Origin of the sequence: Acinetobacter sp. ACZLY 512 (genome assembly GCF_023614015.1) — a bacterium.
In the GTDB taxonomy this organism is placed as follows: domain Bacteria; phylum Pseudomonadota; class Gammaproteobacteria; order Pseudomonadales; family Moraxellaceae; genus Acinetobacter; species Acinetobacter soli.
The window spans coordinates 503,307-521,295 of sequence record NZ_JAKIVI010000001.1; the positions used below are offsets into that span (position 1 = coordinate 503,307).

Genomic DNA, 17,989 nt, shown 5'->3' on the forward strand with positions numbered 1-17,989 from the left:
TGTGAACTTGAAATATAAAAAATTATTTCAAGTTCTGTATATCGGTGTAACGATCACCCAACATGTTTTGGAGTGAGGTTTCTTGGCTAACGCTAGAGCGGCGCGTATAACTATTATAAAAAATTGTTCCCAACAAAAGCCAAACAATCAAGATATAGTATTCTGGGGTTGAAAGTGACATTGATGTTCCTGGGACCAAAGCCATTACAATAATTCCCACGGCACCTAGTGCACCAATAAATGGCAACCAGCCAAATCTGGTTTGATATGGTCTAGTGTTATTAGGATAAAGCTTACGTACCTTGTACATACAGGCAACAGTTAACACCCATGAAAGACCTATATAGACACCACCTGTATTCAAAAACCAGATCATTGCCCCTTTACCTAACCATCCAAACGCTAGGGTAAGTATTAATGTCATGGTTAATGCATTTGTTGGAACACCATTTTTATTCACCTTACCTAACCATTCTGGAAGCAAACCTCCGCGCCCCATTGCAAAAATAATTCGCGAGCAGCCCATTGCTATTCCTAAGGAACCTGTTGCCATTCCTAAAAATGCAATGCTCATCGCTGCATAACCCAAGATTGGATAACCTGCGCTTGTGAATGTAGAAATTGCGCCAAACTCCATTGCAGCAGAGTTCTGCCACGGCAGAATTTTAGCTGTTCCTAAAAGAACTAAACCATAATAAGCGCCAGCAAGAATAATTGTTAATACAATAGCTAAGCCGATTTTTTTAGGTGAAATATTTGCTTCCTCTGCAAGAAGAGACACCACACTAAAACCCGTTAAAAACGTTAAAGCTGGGATTACGAATCTCATGGTTGATAAAGCATCTGAAACCACAGAAACAGATCCATTAGGCTCAATTGAGTTAAATGCAGGCCAAAAATTCCCCCAATCACCAAGCGCTAGACCTGCTGTTGCGAGCGCAACCCCTAGCGCCAATTTGATTAAAAATAAAATTTTTTGTGTTGACGCCCCCACATCGACACTTCTAGTATTGAGCATGTAGAAGAACAATACTAATGTAATACCTGCTAACAACCCCCATAAATAAACTTGACTGTCAGCGATGCTATACAATGGTACGCTTTCCAGTATGGGTTTCAACGAGGGAATACCCTTGGTTAGAAGACTTCCAAAAGCAGCCATATAAAAAGCTGTGGTACTAACAAATGCACCAATCAGAAGCCATCCAATAACGAAAGCCATTTTGCGATTGTATGCAATAAAGGTGTAGAGAATTTCCCCCCCTGCACGTGGGAATTGAGATGCCAATTCTGCATAAGCTAAGGAAATGCAAGATGCAAGCAAAGACGCAAGAAGCATTCCAAAAACCACGCCCCCAGCCCCGTATTCTTTAAAAAAAGAACTTGTTGTGTATATCCACCCCGATCCAATTACGCCTGCTGTCCCAAGCATTACAAGCGTAGTAAAATTTAGCGACTTCCTCAAAGTTTGGCTCATATATTTTCCTAAATGTATTAGCTACAACGATGTTGATGAATAAAAAGCATGTTGATGATTTCCGAAGTAGCACCATAATTGATTACCATAATCATAGTGCCACCACTCAGAAGGTAAATTCGTAAATCCAGCACTGATCATTGCCCAGTACAATAGACGTCTATTTCTACACGCTTGGCTACTTTGACTTTCAACCTCCATTCTATGTGTCCAGCTTTGTATGACGGGTTCATCAAACAAAGTTCCCATGTCTAAAGACCTACCTTTCGCATCGCACAAAGTGAGGTCAATCGATCCTCCAGTAAAATGAGGACTTGGGCACTCTGGGTCTAAACTTGGTTTTGCAACAAATTGATCTAAAATATTTTTTTGTTCTTCACTTGATTTATGGGAAAATTTTAATTTAATTTCTTGTGCAAATAATCGGACGAGTTCCTGCTGTAACTCTAAAGGCCGCCATCCATCTAATAACATCAAGTTTATGTCATCAGGTAATTTTTCAGCTGCCAGAATTAGCTTTTCTGCAACACTTTTACGAACATAACATCGTGGCAGTGCATGTTTGATATCTTGCTCATAGTAATAAGGTTTAACGAAAATTTTAGGATGAAAGTTGTCTGTTATTTCAATTAGATATTCATCATCTGGAAGAATTGGACAGGTATAAACCTCCTCCCAATCACAGATATCAACTTGAGGAATAAGTTCATGCACGCTGCCGTATCTCCTGAAAGGCTCACTGTTTGTTATTTTTATAACATTAAATAGTTATTGTCAAAAATTTAACATTTTTAGAAGTATTTTTATCTTGAGAATTTTTTATAGTTTTTAAGATGATGTTTATTTAAAATAAATGTGAATAAGTCAGCGCCTACAAGTAACTAAAATGCTTGTTATTTTCGCACTGAACGTTTTTGATTTTCTAATAATATGTTATCTTGTAGTTGCGATAGAGATCCTATTTGTTTGTTTTTATTGAAATAGTTTAATGATGATCAATTTTTATTATGAAAAATTCAGTATTAGAAAGAATTGAAGAAAATTATTCTTCAATGACGAAAACATTCAGAAAGATAGCAAATTACATCCTATCGAATATCGATACGCTCCCGTACGAAACCGCAGAAACAATTGCTCAAAAAGTTGGAGTAAGTGGCATATCTGTTGGACGCTTTTTACGCTCTAACGGTTATCAAAATATAGATCAATTTAAAACAGCTTTTAGAAAAGCTGACAACTCTCCATGGAAAGTTACTGATCGTTTTGAAGCCTATAAATCACAGGATAAGAATATTAATTCTTATCTTGAGCAAGAAACAACCCTGATTCAACATGTATATGAATTAACTAAAAATCCTAATTTTCACAATATGTTGGAGCGCTTGAATTCGTCTGATGCAGTATACATTGTCGGCATACAATCAATGTCTGGCATTATGCAGTATTTTTCTGATTTATTAGGCTATATGCGTCCAAATATTCACTACGTTACAGAGCACTCAGGATTTTTTCTGGAGGTTTTCAACCATAATTATCAAAATCCACACATAGTATTGTGTGATATTCGCCGATATGCCTCAACCACACAGAAACTGTGTGAATTGGCTAAAAAACAGGAGATATCTTTTACATTTATTACAGATGAATATTGCGAATGGTCCAGAAAATTAAAAAATGAAACTTTAATTTTAAAAACCTCTACAGGTCAATTCTGGGATTCAACCACCCCAATCGTTTCGCTCATAAACCTTACACTAACATTGCTTGCGGAAAAGCTTGATATCAAACTTGAAAATAGATTGAAGCACATCAGGTGGCTACAAAGTGAATTTGGTCAGTTTCATGAATGAGCATATTTCAGCCCAATCACTGTGCTCGACATTAATTCAATAAACTAATGATTTCTAAAGCCAAAATCCTGTCATGAAAAAAGCATTTCAGGGGAATATTCACCATCCCCTATTTGCAACTAATTCCTCAAGATCAATATCCATGTAACCCGCATCTTGTACGGCCATCATCATTGCTTCCGCAATATAATCAGTGGCTGTATCGTCCAAATTCGAGTCAAGATCCTCAAAGTCTGGTTTCATTTCATTGATTTTCAGCAAGGTTAAGTTTGCCAAGCGATAAATTTCAGAATCAGATTGCTCAATTTTCTGAATCTTTTTAGCAAATTCAACAATATACTGCTTAACTTCTGCAACTAACACTTCTGGATAGTAGCCGTCATCAAACATAGGGAGAAGTAAATCGTTAAACATCAGCACATCTTTTCAATAAAAAACGTGCTGCTTATATCATACCTGATACAAAAAGGCGACCTTCTTTAAAGGCAATATTCACGATGCAGCCAACATCGCCTGCCACATACGTACCGCATCCACGGTGGCTTTTACATCATGAACACGAACAATGGAGGCCCCTTGCTGAAGACTCAGTAAATGCCCAGTTACACTCCCCACCATTCGCTGATCTGCGCTTGCACCTTGCAAGACCTCTCCGACAAACCGTTTGCGCGACAAACCCGATAATACTGGGTAACCTAAATCTGTAAATCGCCACAGCGCATTGAGCAAAGTCAAATTCTGCTGGACATTTTTTGCAAAACCGAATCCAGGATCGACAATAATATGTTCCTGCCGAATACCAGCTGATAACGCAGCTTGAACGCGCTGCTGAAGCTCATCAATCACATCTTCTATAACATTGTCGTACTGATCTAGCTGATTCATTGTGGTCGGTTCACCACGCATATGCATGATAATCACAGGGATATTCAATCTCGCAGCCATCTCAAGGGCGCCTGGGCGAGTAAGTGCACGCACATCATTCCAGATATGTGCACCTGCTGCCACAGCGGCTTCTATCACACGAGGCTGACTGGTATCGATAGAAATGATGACATTCTTTTGTGCCAAAGCTTCAACCACAGGCACTACACGCTGTATTTCTTCTTCAACCTCAACCATCGATGCACCCGGACGAGTGGATTCTCCTCCAATATCGATAATACTCGCACCATCTGCAATCATCTGCTGTGCATGCACTATTGCGGCTACCTTGGAGTTATGTTTCCCTCCATCACTAAATGAATCTGGTGTGACATTTAAAATACCCATAACATGGGGACAGGATAAATCCAACTCCAATGATCCACAGGAAATGACTTTCTGCGGTAAGGGCATCAATCTCATGCAATGACTCCACATTTAAATGCCATCATTTTAACAACCTCATCACTTTAAAGATAATTTCCATTTTGTTTTAAATAAAAAAAGAGCCGCTCTAGGCGACTCTTTCTTGATTTCACACTTAGCTCATTGATGGCAATGGCGGAGGTGTAGATGGTCCGTTACTTGGTGGATCCAAATCAACAACTGGATTTTCAGCAACATAAACCTTTGGTGGACGGGGCTCACGACCTTCCATAATATCCAGCACTTGATCACGATCAATGGTTTCCCACTCCATCAAGGCTTTCACCATGGTATGCGCTTTATCCTTGTTGTTTTCAAGAATATCCCATGCCACTTTATACTGCTCATCTAGAATACGACGAACTTCTTCATCAACCTGTTGTTGGGTTGCTTCAGAAATTGTACGACTACCCACATTTCCAAAGAAACCTTGAGTATTGTCGTCTTCATAAACCATCACGCCTAGTCGATCTGACATACCGTATTTGGTGACCATCGCACGTGCCATTTTAGTTGCACGTTCAAAGTCGTTTGATGCACCAGTGGATTGCTGATTGATGAAAATTTCTTCAGCAATACGACCACCAAATAAAATCGAAATTTCTTTCAACATTTTATCTTTGTAGTGACTAATCTGATCCTGCTCAGGCAACTGCCAAGTTACACCTAGTGCCCAGCCACGCGGCATAATGGTCACTTTATGTACCGGATCGGTACCCGGCAAAGCTTCTGCAACAATGGCATGGCCAGACTCATGATATGCCGTTGCACGACGCTCTTCTTCACGAAGAATCATCGATTTACGCTCAGGACCCATATAGATCTTGTCTTTGGCATCTTCAAAGTCATGCATATCGACCGTGTTTTTGTTACGACGCGCAGCAAATAAAGCCGCTTCGTTAACCAGGTTAGCCAGCTGTGCACCAGAGAATCCCGGTGTACCGCGTGCCAATACCTTAACGTCTACACCAGTCACTGACGGTAATTTTCTGAGGTGAACATTTAAAATCTGCTCACGACCATTAATGTCAGGTAATCCTACCATCACTTGACGGTCAAAACGGCCTGGACGCAACAAGGCTTTATCGAGTACATCGACACGGTTGGTCGCTGCAATCACAATCACGCCTTCATTACCTTCAAAGCCATCCATCTCAACCAGCATCTGGTTTAATGTCTGTTCACGTTCGTCATGACCACCACCGGTACCTGAACCACGGTGACGACCAACTGCATCGATCTCATCAATGAAGATAATACATGGCGCATGACGCTTAGCTTGTTCAAACATATCACGTACACGTGAAGCACCAACACCCACAAACATTTCCACAAAATCAGAACCTGAAATGCTGAAGAATGGAACTTTTGCTTCACCTGCAATGGCTTTCGCCAAAAGGGTTTTACCCGTTCCTGGAGGCCCAACCATCAAAACGCCACGCGGGATTGTTGCCCCTAAACGTTTGAATTTCGCTGGATCTTTTAAAAAATCTACGATCTCTACAACTTCTTGTTTTGCTTCGTCACAACCTGCAACATCTTTAAATGTTACTTTGATTTGATCTTCCGAAAGCATTTTTGCCTTCGACTTTCCAAAACTCATTGGCCCGTTTTTACCACCTGCACCGCCACCCATGTTGCGCATAAAGAACATGAATAACAAAATGATTAAAAGCACAGGGAAACTAGCAATGAGAAGTTGCATCAACAAGCCTTGACGTTGAGGAGCTGTACCTTCAACCACCACATTGTTCTTGTTTAGGCTAGGTAAAAGCTGTGTGTCTTCAACTTGCGGACGTACTGTCTCAAAGTGAGAGCCATTGGTTTTCTCACCACTAATATTCAAACCATCAATAGTGACTTGCTTAATTTGACCAGCATTCACCGCCGCAACAAATTCCGAATAATTCATTGCAGATGGCTTATTACGGTCACTGATGTTACTGAAAATCAAGATCAGAACACCAAGTATTATTAGCCACAATACGGCATTCTTGAAGAGATCGCTCAAAGCTTTATTCCCATTATCAATCTAATTTGATCATGCCCATATCACTGGGTTGACCCTAGTTCACAGCAAGTCTCGCGCTTGCAACAGTTCAAATTGTACAAAATGCACAATTTTTAACGGCTTGGCAAGTAAACTTTATTTCAAGGCCTTTTTACGCCCTTGACCGATTAAGAATACTTCCTTTGATCGAGCACGAGAGGCAGCAGGTTTTGCAGTTTTAAGAATATCGAAACTCTCAACTACCTGCTTACGAAACTCATCAAAACCTGATCCTTGGAAAACCTTTACCACAAACTGACCATCTGGACCAAGTACTTTCTGGGCAAAATCGAGCGCCAGTTCACATAAGTAAATCTGACGAGGCTGATCTACTGCCCTATTACCTGATGTATTGGGGGCCATATCTGAAATTACAATGTCTACAGTACGCCCATTTAAAATATTTAACAATTTTTCGAACACTTCCTCTTCGCGAAAGTCACCTTGCAAGAAAGTCACGTCCGGCAGAGCGTCCATTGCCAAGATATCAGAAGCTATCACTAAACCTTTACTACCTACAAGCTTGCCTGCAATTTGCGACCAACTTCCAGGCGCAGCACCCAAATCGACGACTGTCATTCCGGGTCTGATCAGTTTGTATTTCTCCTGAATTTCTAAAAGTTTATATGCAGCACGTGCACGGTAGCCTTCTTTTTGAGCCTTTTTTACAAAAGGATCATCAAGATGCTCTCTCATCCACGCACGACTACTTTTAGATAACTTCTGGTTGGTAATGCGTGTCGCCATAACTTACTAAATATTAAAAAACTTCTTGACCTCTATTGTACGTCAAAAACGGCATTGATGCAGTATGGTTGTGTATCAGAAAGCCCCACTTTTGGTAGATTTTTTCCTATGATCATGATCGAATATTTCAACAATAGTGCGCGCGTTTGACCTTCAACTTTGCTATACTTAGGCGCTTTTAATCCTAGGTAGTTTCAATGGCAGCTTTATCTATCCAAGAACGTAAACGCTTACGTCAAATCGGGCATGCGCTCAATCCAGTGGTCATGATCGGTGGACAAGGGTTGACGGAAGGTGTTATCGAAGAAACCAACCGCGCACTGAATGATCACGAATTGATTAAAATCAAAATTGCAGGTGAAGACCGCGACGCGCGTGCACAAGTGATTGATGCTTTAATTGCAGAGACTCAAGCTGAAGTGGTACAGAAAATTGGCAAGATTGCACTTTTGTATAAAAAAGCTGCAAAACAAAATCCAAATCTTTCAAATCTTGTGCGTCATGCGCATTTGGGCAACAAATAGTTGATTTGATGTATGGCGAGTTATGAGTTAAATGCATTTGATCGGTTTGAAGTCATTTCACTGGTCGGTGCGATTGAGCAACAACATCCATCTTTTTTAAATATCGGATTCTGGGTACGTGATCCCAACCAGCTGATTGAATGGCCCAAACGTGTCTCAGCGCATCCTCGTCAAGATTATTTATGGAATTCAACTTGCTTTGAAGTCTTTATTGGCATTAAACATCAAGATGCGTACCGTGAGGTTAATCTCTCCCCTTCACAGGCCTGGCAAGTATATGAGTTTGAAGAGTATCGCTATCCAGAGCAGATGCCTCCTGTTGCCGCGCATGATATCGAACTCATCAAGCTAGAGCGCACGCATTACGGTCTAAATACAAGCCTCGATCTTGGCAAATTTATGCGTCAGCACCAAGTGAAATGGACAGATCTCTATGTGGGGTTAAGTGCTGTACTCAACACCTCTCAAGGAACACAGTTCTACGCCATGCAACATAGTAGTCCACAACCCGATTTTCATAATAAACGGGATTGGCTACATCAGTTTTAAAAAAAATGCGAGATAACTAGATCTCGCATTTTTGTCTTTTGCTCAATACTAAGCACTCTCTTTGACTTTATGCCATGCTTCAAGCGCCTGATCTTTAGAACGCTTAAGCACTTCAGTCAGTGTTTCCTTGTGTTTTGAAGTCACATGGGTCAGATCATCTTTAATTTCTTTACCCAATTTGCTTAAATCATCACTGAGTTGCAATAACTCTTTTTTAAGTACTTCAACTGCCTCAGACAAATCGCCTTGTGAATGTGTGAGTTGCGATTTGATCACATCTAAGCGGCCAAGCACATCGGCTTTAATTTGTTGATACTGGGTTTGGATGGTCTGGTTTAATTCTTTGGCTTCAGTTTCAATTTTTTCCTGCGTTTCGTTCAGCACTTCTTGTACCTGTGCTGTGGTGTCACTACACAGTTGATCAACTTGCTGTTGATGCGCTTGGACCGCTTGTTTTAATGATTTTTTTGTTGTCATGAATACACCTCTGATTCACGTAATAGTATCGATTTGGTCACCGCATATTACATAGTAAGCCTAATGTTGAGAAAACTGATAAAAATTGTTCGACAATCTTGAATTTCAGTGTTTTTTTCAAATTTCGATATCAAAAATTCAGTAAAAACAATGAATTGTTTTAATTCAGAATTTTTCAAATAAAAACGTAGACTTTGGTCTAATCGATGCGTATAATGCGCTGTTAAGTTATAAGCGAGTAGACTGAAAGGAGGGCATGTTTTTGAAGGCAGCCTACCTTTTTTTACGTCTACTCGCTTTTTTACAGCCCTAATTTTTGTGGTTTTAGTTCAGGAGCTTTGGTTTGAGCACCCCCGCCATTTTAGCCCTTGCTGATGGAACGATCTTTAAAGGTACGTCTATCGGTGCTACGGGTTCAACGACTGGTGAAGTCGTTTTTAATACTGCCATGACTGGTTATCAAGAAATTCTGACCGATCCAAGTTATGCACAACAAGTTGTGACATTAACTTATCCTCACATTGGAAATACTGGATGCAATGACGAAGACGCCGAATCGGGTCGCATCCATAAAGTGTGGGCAAATGGTTTGATTATTCGTGATCTGCCTTTGCTTCACAGTAATTTCCGTTCTGAACAATCTTTAGGCGACTACTTAAAACAGCACAATGTTGTGGCAATTGCCGACATTGATACGCGTAAACTGACACGTATTTTACGTGAAAAAGGTGCGCAAAACGGCTGTATCCTTGCGGGCGACAATATTACAGAAGAACAAGCGCTCGAAAAAGCACGTGCCTTTGGTGGTCTAAATGGCCTCGATTTGGCAAAAGAGTGCTGTGATCCTGAAGGCTTTGAATGGACGGAAGGTTCATGGACGCTTGGACACGGTTTTACTCAACCTGAACTTAAATATCATGTCGTTGCATACGATTACGGTGTCAAAACCAACATCTTGCGTATGCTTGCAGACCGCGGTTGTAAACTTACAGTTGTTCCTGCTCAAACACCTGCCGAGAAAGTTTTGGCAATGAATCCAGATGGCGTTTTCCTGTCGAATGGTCCTGGCGATCCAGCGGCATGTGACTATGCAATCGAAGCAGTTAAAACAATTGTGGAAACAACCAACTTACCAGTATTTGGTATTTGTTTGGGTCACCAGATTTTAGCGCTGGCATCAGGTGCAAAAACCATGAAAATGAATCATGGTCACCATGGTGCAAACCATCCTGTACAAAACCTTGAACAAGGTACAGTGATGATTACTTCTCAAAACCACGGCTTTGCTGTTGACGAAAGTACTTTACCTGAAAATGTGAAGGTGACTCACCGCTCACTGTTTGACGGTACAAACCAAGGTATTCATCGTACAGACAAACCCGCATTTAGCTTCCAAGGTCACCCAGAAGCTAGCCCAGGTCCACATGACTGTGCCCCATTGTTCGATCATTTCATCGAACTTATCGAAGCAGCTAAGAAGTAATTGAGGAGCGAATAATGCCTAAACGTACGGATATTAAAAGCATCTTGATTATCGGTGCTGGTCCAATTGTAATTGGACAAGCCTGTGAGTTTGACTACTCAGGTGCACAAGCATGTAAAGCGCTTCGTGAAGAAGGTTACCGTGTTATTTTGGTCAACTCTAACCCAGCGACCATCATGACCGATCCATCAATGGCGGATGCGACCTACATTGAACCAATCACTTGGCAAACTGTTGCGCAAATTATCGAAAAAGAGCGTCCAGATGCTGTGCTCCCTACTATGGGCGGCCAAACTGCATTGAACTGTGCGCTTGCTTTGGACGAAAACGGTGTTCTAGAAAAGTTCAATGTTGAACTGATTGGTGCCACTAAAGACGCAATTGAAAAAGCAGAAGATCGTAAACTTTTTGACATCGCAATGCGTAAAATCGGCTTAGAGTGTCCTCGTGCCGATGTTGCAGAAAGTATGGAACATGCACTAGAAATTCAGTCACGTTTCGGCTTCCCGGTCATCATTCGCCCATCATTCACCATGGGTGGTTCTGGTGGCGGTATTGCTTACAATAAAGAAGAATTTATTGAGATCTGTGAGCGTGGTTTCGATCTTTCTCCGACTAAACAATTATTGATCGATGAATCACTGATTGGCTGGAAAGAGTACGAGATGGAAGTTGTTCGTGATAAAAACGACAACTGTATTATCGTCTGTGCAATCGAAAACTTTGACCCAATGGGCGTGCATACAGGTGACTCGATCACTGTTGCACCTGCACAAACACTAACCGACAAAGAATATCAAATCATGCGTAATGCATCGATTGCAGTTCTTCGTGAAATTGGTGTTGAAACAGGTGGTTCAAACGTACAGTTTGGTATCAATCCGAAAGACGGCCGTATGGTTGTGATCGAGATGAACCCACGTGTATCGCGTTCATCTGCTCTTGCTTCAAAAGCAACAGGCTTCCCGATTGCAAAAATCGCGGCGAAGCTTGCGGTAGGCTACACCCTTGATGAATTAAAAAATGACATCACTGGTGGCGTAACACCAGCATCATTTGAACCTGCAATCGACTATGTAGTAACCAAGATTCCTCGCTTTAACTTCGAAAAATTCCCGCAAGCAGAGCCTGTGTTAACCACACAGATGAAATCTGTGGGTGAAGTAATGGCGATTGGACGTAATTTCCAAGAGTCTGTACAAAAAGCTTTACGTGGTTTGGAAGTGGGTGTTTGTGGCTTTGATGAAAAAGTTGAAGCCGGTACCACCAATGCCAAAGAGATTATCTTAAAAGAACTTAAAGTGCCTGGTCCGGAGCGTATCTGGTACGTGGCTGACGCATTCCGTCACGGTTTTTCTTTAGATGACGTATTTGAAGCGACCAAAATCGACCGTTGGTTCTTGATTCAAATTGAGGACATTATCAAAACTGAAGCGCAAGTGAAGACGCTAGGTTTTGGTGATCTAAACGCTGACAACATCCGTTCGTTCAAACGTAAAGGTTTATCTGACCTACGTATTGCCAACTTGATGGGTATTTCACAAAAGCAATTCCGTAAGCAACGTTGGAATTTGGGTGTTTATCCGGTTTACAAGCGTGTGGATACCTGTGCAGCAGAGTTTGAGTCAGGCACTGCCTACATGTACTCAACTTATGATGAAGAATGCGAAGCGAATCCATCGAACCGTGACAAGATCATGGTTATTGGCGGTGGTCCAAACCGTATTGGTCAAGGGATCGAGTTTGACTACTGTTGTGTACACGCAGCGCTTGCAATGCGTGATGACGGTTACGAAACCATTATGGTGAACTGTAACCCAGAAACAGTTTCAACAGACTACGACACTTCAGATCGTTTGTACTTTGAGCCCGTTACGCTTGAAGATGTACTTGAGATTGTGCGTACCGAAAAGCCAAAAGGCGTGATCGTACAGTACGGTGGTCAGACACCACTTAAATTGGCACGTGCGCTTGAAGAAGCAGGCACACCAATTATTGGTACCTCACCAGATGCAATTGACCGTGCTGAAGACCGTGAACGTTTCCAGCAAATGATTCAACGTCTACAACTTCGCCAACCGAACAACAGTATTGTAAAATCGGCTGAAGAAGGCATTTCAGAAGCAGCGAAAGTGGGATATCCATTGGTTGTTCGTCCATCTTATGTCTTAGGTGGTCGTGCAATGGAAATCGTGTATAACGAAGAAGAGCTGAAACGTTATCTTCGTGAAGCGGTACAAGCGTCGAATGAAGCGCCTGTCCTGCTCGACCGTTTCTTAGACGATGCAACTGAAGTCGATGTAGACTGTGTCTCTGATGGTAAAGATGTGGTGATTGGCGGTATCATGCAGCACATCGAACAGGCCGGTATTCACTCTGGTGACTCAGCTTGCTCAATCCCACCTTACTCGCTTTCTCAAGAAGTTCAGGATGAGATGCGTCGTCAAACCGTTGCAATGGCAAAAGAGCTCGGTGTTATTGGCTTGATGAACGTACAGTTTGCTGTAAAAGGCAACGACATCTATGTTCTTGAAGTGAATCCACGTGCTTCACGTACCGTACCATTCGTATCGAAATGTATTGGTGAATCACTGGCGAAAGTTGCAGCACGTTGTATGGCGGGTCAATCGCTAGCGTCTCAAGGATTTACCAAAGAGATTATCCCGACACGTTTTGCTGTGAAAGAAGCAGTCTTCCCATTCGCCAAATTCCCTGGCGTAGATCCAATGCTTGGCCCAGAGATGAAATCGACAGGTGAAGTGATGGGTGTGGGTCAAACCTTTGGTGAAGCATTCTACAAAGCCGTACTTGGCTCAAACGAACGTCTGCCTGGTTTGCCAACTGATGGTGAAGTGAAGTATGCATTCTTGTCTGTACGTGAATCTGACAAGAAATACATTGCTGATATTGCTAAGCAGTTAATCGCGTATGGCTTTAAACTTGTTGCAACAAATGGCACACATAAAGTCCTCCGTGAAGCAGGTCTGGAGTGTGAAGCAGTAAATAAAGTCACCGAAGGTCGTCCACATATTGTGGATCGCTTGAAAAATGGTGAAATTCATCTTATTGTCAACACAACAGAAGGCAAACAAGCGCAATATGATTCTGCCATGATTCGTCGTGCTGCCCTACAGGGTAAAGTGTATTACACCACGACCATCAACGGTGCAGAAGCCGTTTGCCAAGCTTTTGCTGTGAAATTGCCAATGGATGTTTACCGTTTGCAAGATTTACAAACAGTAGGTTAATTCGTTACCGATAAGTCCCGCCACCTTATCGGTGGCGGGCTTTTTATTTTTTAAAAATGCGGTTTTCCCATTTTATTAAGAGGGACTAAAATGCAACGTTATCCAATGACTCCCGAGGGCAAATCTGCTCTAGAGAAAGAATTACAACATCTGAAGAGTGTTGAACGTCCACGTATTACACAAGCGATTGCAGAAGCGCGTGAACACGGTGATTTAAAAGAAAATGCCGAGTATCACGCTGCACGTGAACAACAGGGTTTCTGTGAAGGACGCATTCAGGATATCGAGGGTAAATTAGGCGCAGCTCAAGTGATCGATATTAAAGAGCTTGAACACAATGGCCGAGTGGTTTTTGGTGTGACTGTGACCATTGAAAATCTTGATACCGAAGAGCGCAAAACCTATAAGATCGTGGGTGATGATGAAGCTGATTTTAAAATCAATAAAATCTCTGTGAACTCGCCAATTGCACGTGGCCTACTGGGTAAAAGCGAAGGTGACGAAGCTAAAATCACGACGCCTCAGGGTGAAGTCGAATATGAAATCGTAAGTGTGGAATACTTATAATTTCACTCGATGACTTAAGCCTCAGTTCGCTGGGGCTTTTTATTATGCTCTATTCATCTCAATTCTAGTCTGCCTAAATTTGAGATGTGTCAGTCATCCACTGGTACTTCTTCAAATCAATTCGTCCACCTTTTATGATGATACCTTCTTGTATGAGTTTGAGTTCTTGAATATTTTGACCAGCATCATTGATTTGCCCAGTACTGATTCGTCCCTGTGCATTAATAATCCGGTGCCAAGGCAAATCTGACGTCTCACTCAGCTGTTTTAAAACAGTTCCAACCAATCGAGCATGTTTAGGTAGTCCAGCAAGTTTGGCGATCTGCCCATAAGTGGCCACATAACCTTCAGGCACTAATGCAACTACAGCCAATATCTGTCGATATAGCTCAATCGATGACGCTTTTTGTGGCTGAACTTGACGGGAAATCACCATAAGCACACATCTTATATAAAACAATTAAAAATTTGATTATGCATGAATTCTAAAGTTGAATCTTTAAGATTATTTTGTGCTAATTTATGAAAGCAACTCATACTAAAGATAATTAAGTCGCCTCTATTTTTTATAAATTAAATAGAATACTGTTTGGATGCAATAAATCTTATCAATAAATACAAGGGAGTATATAAGAATGGGATATCAACATATCATGGTGCCAGTCGATGGATCACCCACATCTTTAACTGCAATTCAGCATGCCGCCAAGCTTGCAACCACCTATCAAAGTACAGTGACTGTGATCTATGTCTTAACAATTGATCCATTCATCAACATTGAATATATTAATTCGGCACACCAAGTGGAAAACGACGCGCTAAAACAAACTCGAGAAATTATTAAAACTATTGTCGATGAAGCAAAACAAAAATTCTTAACGTTTGGAATTGATGCGAATACTGTCATCATTGAAGGCCAAGATGTTCATAAAGAGATTATTAAAGCATCTGAAGAGCATGCGGTCGATTTAATTGTAATTGGTTCACATGGCCGAACAGGTATTCGTAAATTAGTTCTTGGTAGTGTCACTCAAAAACTCTTAGGAGAAACCTCGCTGCCTGTACTGGTAGTGCATAAATAAGATTGATGTTTTTAACATGTAAGACATTAATTTTTATAATATTTAAACAAAAAAGAGGACCTAACGGTCCTCTTTTTTTTCTAACGAATTAGTAAATCAAATGATTGTTTTGCAACAGTTCATCTAGAGTTGTATTCACATTTTTCAATGTAAGCAACTCAGTGCTTTGGTAGGTTGTTCCTGTTCCATCACGATCAATGCTAATTACCGTATCTGCACCATCTTTGGTTACTGTAACGTAATTCGCAATATTAGATGCTGTGACGCTTTGACCTGTTAACAATGCACTGATATCCACTTTATCACCTTGTGCTTTGCTGAAATCAGTCCATGTGTCATGACCATTTCCACCAGTCGCATCAGTGTTATTCAACAAGTTGAAGATCACTTTGTCTGCACCTGCGTTGGTGGTGAAGGTATCATCACCTGCACTGCTAGTAATAATATCGGCACCTGCACTGGTGTTGTATACAAAACCGGCATTAAACTTCAGTGTTGCAGTCGATTCATCGCCGTTTGGTGCAATCAGTTTATAAGTAAACTGATCTTCGCCGCCACCTGTAAGTGTCATGTTTGGCGTATAGGTATAACTACCATCGGACTTAATCACAAGTGTACCGTGAGCTCCCTGAATCGTTGTACCTGTACTAGTGACAGTAGAGTAAGTTGATCCATTATTTGAAATCGCGATATCAGTGTACTGAGATGCAACTTTATCTACGCCTGCACCAGTATCTTCCGTTAAGATATTTCCTTTTACAGTCTCACGAGAAGTTACGGTGTAGCTATCGAGATCAATGACTTCACGTGTAACAGTCGCATTCACAGAACCTCCAACACTTACTAGACCAGAGCCTGTGACAGCTTCTACTCGATATGAGCCAGCGTTTAATCCAGTCAACGTAACGCTATTTCCATTAGGAAAAATTCCAATTAAATCAAGTGTACTTCCAGAGGCAGTTGTACCAATTAATGTGCCTGAGGAGTTGTAAACATTAATTGTTGTACCTCCGCCCAAGGAAATAGCTTGGCCCGATGTAAATGTAACTTTTACATTTTCAATTGTTCCAGATGCAACAGTGAAGTTAGTACTACCAGAAGTTTGTCCAAGGGTAATGCCTGCTAATCCAATGAACCATGAGTAGTTAATAGGGTTAGCTGAAGCAGTTGTTGTAGCATTGGTTGCATTTACATCAACCTCTTCTACATTGTTGGTCGCAACAACGCTGGTCGCATCTGCCTCTGGGTTGTTTGGATTCCAAGTCAAGTCTAGATCACTATTGGTTCCAATTTGAACAATCAGTTTAGCTGTATCACTCTTACCAGAAGTTGTATCGGTAATGGTGTAAGTAAAGACATCAGTTTTACCAATTACGTTTACATTACTAGTAGGAGTGTACTTATAGCTTCCGTCCGCTTTAATGGTTAAGGTGCCATGCTCTCCGATAACTGTGGTCGTACTACCATCGACAGCGACAGTTTGGCCATTCACGGCTGTCACCTTGGTTTGTGATGTTACCTGATCCTGACCATTGGTTTGATCATTATCTGTGATCACATTGCCTTCTTTAGAAGTAATGCCACTCACGACTGGATTAGCAGCTGTATTTTCGGTTGTTAATTGCAAATCTGCTTTAATCGAAGTGCCTAGACCGACTAATGAACCGCCAGTAAAGTCAAATCGATAGTTACCAGGTGTTAAATCATTTACTTTTACTTGGGTTGTTTGACCAAGGATACCGAGTAAATCGAGTAAGCCATTCGATTGATTATCTGCAATTAACTTCCAAGTACCATCATCTTGCTGTTTGTACAATCTCATTTGAGCTGTATCAAACAAGTTAATAAGTGAACCTGTAGATACTGAAATTACCGCATCTGCAATCTGATCTTGGCCTACAGTAAAGTTGCCAGAGTACGTCTGACTTCCAATATTAATAATCGAACTTTCATTAATAATATTTTGACTTGGATTTACTGTAACTGGGTAAGTAAAGTCGACCTTAGCCTCAACAATATTATCTTTCGCATCAATAACAATATTCGGTGCTGTTAGATCTGTGGCTTGTGATTCATTGCCTGCTTTGTCTGTTGCTGTAATTTTTACTTTTTCAGCATCATCCAATGGAACGGTAAAAGTCACTGTGTACTTGCCACTTGAATCTGCAGTCGCTGAGCCTAATACATTACCATTTGCATCTTTGACTTTCACAACAGATCCAGCTTCAGCAGATCCTGTAATCTCAGAACCACTAGCATTAAATGTACCCGATGGTGCATTCGGTGGAGTTAGGTCAACAGTCAGGTTGAATGGATCGCTCTTGCCACTTTCGTTGCCTACAGGATCGGTCGCAGTCACGCTTAGGTTGTGCGGACCTTCGGTCAAGCCAGGTGCCGGGATGGTGTAGTTCCAGCGACCATCTACTCCTACCGTGACACTGCCCACCACATCATTGCCGTCATATACCTTGATCACATCACCCGGTGTCGCGCCTGTACCACTGAGCGTCGGCGTGGTGTCATCCGTGCTGGCACCGTTGCCAAGCGGACCTTGTACCAGACCCACATCGTCACTCACCAGACCA

At 41.5% G+C, this 17,989-nt stretch carries 16 protein-coding genes; 7 read left to right on the forward strand and 9 right to left on the reverse strand.

What is annotated here, in order from left to right; all coding sequences use genetic code 11:
* Positions 1-22 precede the first annotated feature (22 nt).
* Entirely contained in the window at positions 23-1,477 is a 1,455-nt protein-coding gene (locus L2096_RS02350) for an APC family permease (protein ID WP_250364804.1), read from the reverse strand.
* Between the two features lie 21 nt (positions 1,478-1,498).
* Positions 1,499-2,191: a M15 family metallopeptidase gene (locus L2096_RS02355; protein ID WP_250364805.1), complete on the reverse strand. Its 693-nt coding sequence runs from the start codon at positions 2,189-2,191 to the stop codon at positions 1,499-1,501.
* A 293-nt stretch (positions 2,192-2,484) separates the two neighbouring features.
* On the opposite strand from L2096_RS02355, the gene L2096_RS02360 reads away from it, so the two are divergent.
* Complete coding sequence (locus L2096_RS02360) at positions 2,485-3,327, forward strand: MurR/RpiR family transcriptional regulator (RefSeq protein WP_250364806.1); 843 nt, start codon at positions 2,485-2,487, stop codon at positions 3,325-3,327.
* Between the two features lie 99 nt (positions 3,328-3,426).
* Here the strand turns inward: L2096_RS02360 and L2096_RS02365 are convergent, their stop codons facing one another.
* The 4 genes from L2096_RS02365 to rlmE all read right to left on the reverse strand — a co-directional run bounded on the left by L2096_RS02365 (position 3,427) and on the right by rlmE (position 7,474).
* On the reverse strand, positions 3,427-3,741 hold the full coding sequence (locus L2096_RS02365) for a DUF5713 family protein (RefSeq protein WP_250364807.1): 315 nt from the start codon (positions 3,739-3,741) through the stop codon (positions 3,427-3,429).
* A 78-nt stretch (positions 3,742-3,819) separates the two neighbouring features.
* Entirely contained in the window at positions 3,820-4,674 is an 855-nt protein-coding gene (folP, locus tag L2096_RS02370) for a dihydropteroate synthase (RefSeq protein WP_250364808.1), read from the reverse strand.
* A gap of 118 nt (positions 4,675-4,792) precedes the next feature.
* Complete coding sequence (gene ftsH / locus L2096_RS02375) at positions 4,793-6,688, reverse strand: ATP-dependent zinc metalloprotease FtsH (RefSeq protein WP_004939774.1); 1,896 nt, start codon at positions 6,686-6,688, stop codon at positions 4,793-4,795.
* Between the two features lie 135 nt (positions 6,689-6,823).
* Entirely contained in the window at positions 6,824-7,474 is a 651-nt protein-coding gene (gene rlmE, locus L2096_RS02380) for a 23S rRNA (uridine(2552)-2'-O)-methyltransferase RlmE (protein WP_004939777.1), read from the reverse strand.
* A 197-nt stretch (positions 7,475-7,671) separates the two neighbouring features.
* Between rlmE and yhbY the strand changes: the two genes are divergently transcribed.
* Together yhbY and L2096_RS02390 are read left to right on the forward strand one after the other, a co-directional pair.
* Positions 7,672-7,998 carry a ribosome assembly RNA-binding protein YhbY gene (yhbY, locus tag L2096_RS02385; RefSeq protein WP_004939780.1) on the forward strand — a complete coding sequence of 109 codons (327 nt, stop codon included), beginning with the start codon at positions 7,672-7,674 and terminating at the stop codon, positions 7,996-7,998.
* Positions 7,999-8,010: 12 nt separating this feature from the next.
* Positions 8,011-8,547 (forward strand): DOMON-like domain-containing protein, encoded by a 537-nt coding sequence (locus tag L2096_RS02390; RefSeq protein ID WP_250364809.1) that lies wholly within the window; start codon positions 8,011-8,013, stop codon positions 8,545-8,547.
* A gap of 48 nt (positions 8,548-8,595) precedes the next feature.
* Here the strand turns inward: L2096_RS02390 and L2096_RS02395 are convergent, their stop codons facing one another.
* Positions 8,596-9,024, reverse strand: a complete 429-nt coding sequence (locus L2096_RS02395) for a hypothetical protein (protein WP_004939787.1) — start codon at positions 9,022-9,024, stop codon at positions 8,596-8,598.
* 343 nt (positions 9,025-9,367) lie between these two features.
* Between L2096_RS02395 and carA the strand changes: the two genes are divergently transcribed.
* From carA to greA, 3 genes are all read left to right on the forward strand, one after another.
* Entirely contained in the window at positions 9,368-10,507 is a 1,140-nt protein-coding gene (gene carA, locus L2096_RS02400) for a glutamine-hydrolyzing carbamoyl-phosphate synthase small subunit (protein WP_055414637.1), read from the forward strand.
* Between the two features lie 14 nt (positions 10,508-10,521).
* A complete protein-coding gene (gene carB / locus L2096_RS02405; RefSeq protein ID WP_004948917.1) occupies positions 10,522-13,755 on the forward strand; it encodes a carbamoyl-phosphate synthase large subunit in 3,234 nt (1,077 codons plus the stop codon).
* Between the two features lie 90 nt (positions 13,756-13,845).
* Positions 13,846-14,322: a transcription elongation factor GreA gene (greA, locus tag L2096_RS02410; protein WP_004939793.1), complete on the forward strand. Its 477-nt coding sequence runs from the start codon at positions 13,846-13,848 to the stop codon at positions 14,320-14,322.
* 73 nt (positions 14,323-14,395) lie between these two features.
* Here the strand turns inward: greA and L2096_RS02415 are convergent, their stop codons facing one another.
* Positions 14,396-14,758, reverse strand: coding sequence for an MGMT family protein (locus tag L2096_RS02415; protein ID WP_235471356.1), 363 nt, complete (start codon positions 14,756-14,758; stop codon positions 14,396-14,398).
* A 199-nt stretch (positions 14,759-14,957) separates the two neighbouring features.
* On the opposite strand from L2096_RS02415, the gene L2096_RS02420 reads away from it, so the two are divergent.
* A complete protein-coding gene (locus tag L2096_RS02420) occupies positions 14,958-15,404 on the forward strand; it encodes a universal stress protein (RefSeq protein ID WP_004948919.1) in 447 nt (148 codons plus the stop codon).
* Between the two features lie 88 nt (positions 15,405-15,492).
* Here L2096_RS02420 and L2096_RS02425 read toward each other — a convergent pair.
* On the reverse strand, positions 15,493-17,989 hold a 2,497-nt coding region (locus L2096_RS02425), incomplete at its 5' end, for a BapA/Bap/LapF family large adhesin (RefSeq protein ID WP_250364810.1).

What these genes read in the sequence shown, in the direction of transcription:
- L2096_RS02350 (WP_250364804.1), bottom strand. Translation starts at nt 1,477, where the DNA reads ATGAGCCAAACTTTGAGGAAGTCGCTAAATTTTACTACGCTTGTAATG.
- L2096_RS02360 (WP_250364806.1), top strand. Translation starts at nt 2,485, where the DNA reads ATGAAAAATTCAGTATTAGAAAGAATTGAAGAAAATTATTCTTCAATG.
- L2096_RS02365 (WP_250364807.1), bottom strand. Translation starts at nt 3,741, where the DNA reads ATGTTTAACGATTTACTTCTCCCTATGTTTGATGACGGCTACTATCCA.
- folP (WP_250364808.1), bottom strand. Translation starts at nt 4,674, where the DNA reads ATGAGATTGATGCCCTTACCGCAGAAAGTCATTTCCTGTGGATCATTG.
- rlmE (WP_004939777.1), bottom strand. Translation starts at nt 7,474, where the DNA reads ATGGCGACACGCATTACCAACCAGAAGTTATCTAAAAGTAGTCGTGCG.
- yhbY (WP_004939780.1), top strand. Translation starts at nt 7,672, where the DNA reads ATGGCAGCTTTATCTATCCAAGAACGTAAACGCTTACGTCAAATCGGG.
- L2096_RS02390 (WP_250364809.1), top strand. Translation starts at nt 8,011, where the DNA reads ATGGCGAGTTATGAGTTAAATGCATTTGATCGGTTTGAAGTCATTTCA.
- L2096_RS02395 (WP_004939787.1), bottom strand. Translation starts at nt 9,024, where the DNA reads ATGACAACAAAAAAATCATTAAAACAAGCGGTCCAAGCGCATCAACAG.
- carB (WP_004948917.1), top strand. Translation starts at nt 10,522, where the DNA reads ATGCCTAAACGTACGGATATTAAAAGCATCTTGATTATCGGTGCTGGT.
- greA (WP_004939793.1), top strand. Translation starts at nt 13,846, where the DNA reads ATGCAACGTTATCCAATGACTCCCGAGGGCAAATCTGCTCTAGAGAAA.
- L2096_RS02415 (WP_235471356.1), bottom strand. Translation starts at nt 14,758, where the DNA reads ATGGTGATTTCCCGTCAAGTTCAGCCACAAAAAGCGTCATCGATTGAG.
- L2096_RS02420 (WP_004948919.1), top strand. Translation starts at nt 14,958, where the DNA reads ATGGGATATCAACATATCATGGTGCCAGTCGATGGATCACCCACATCT.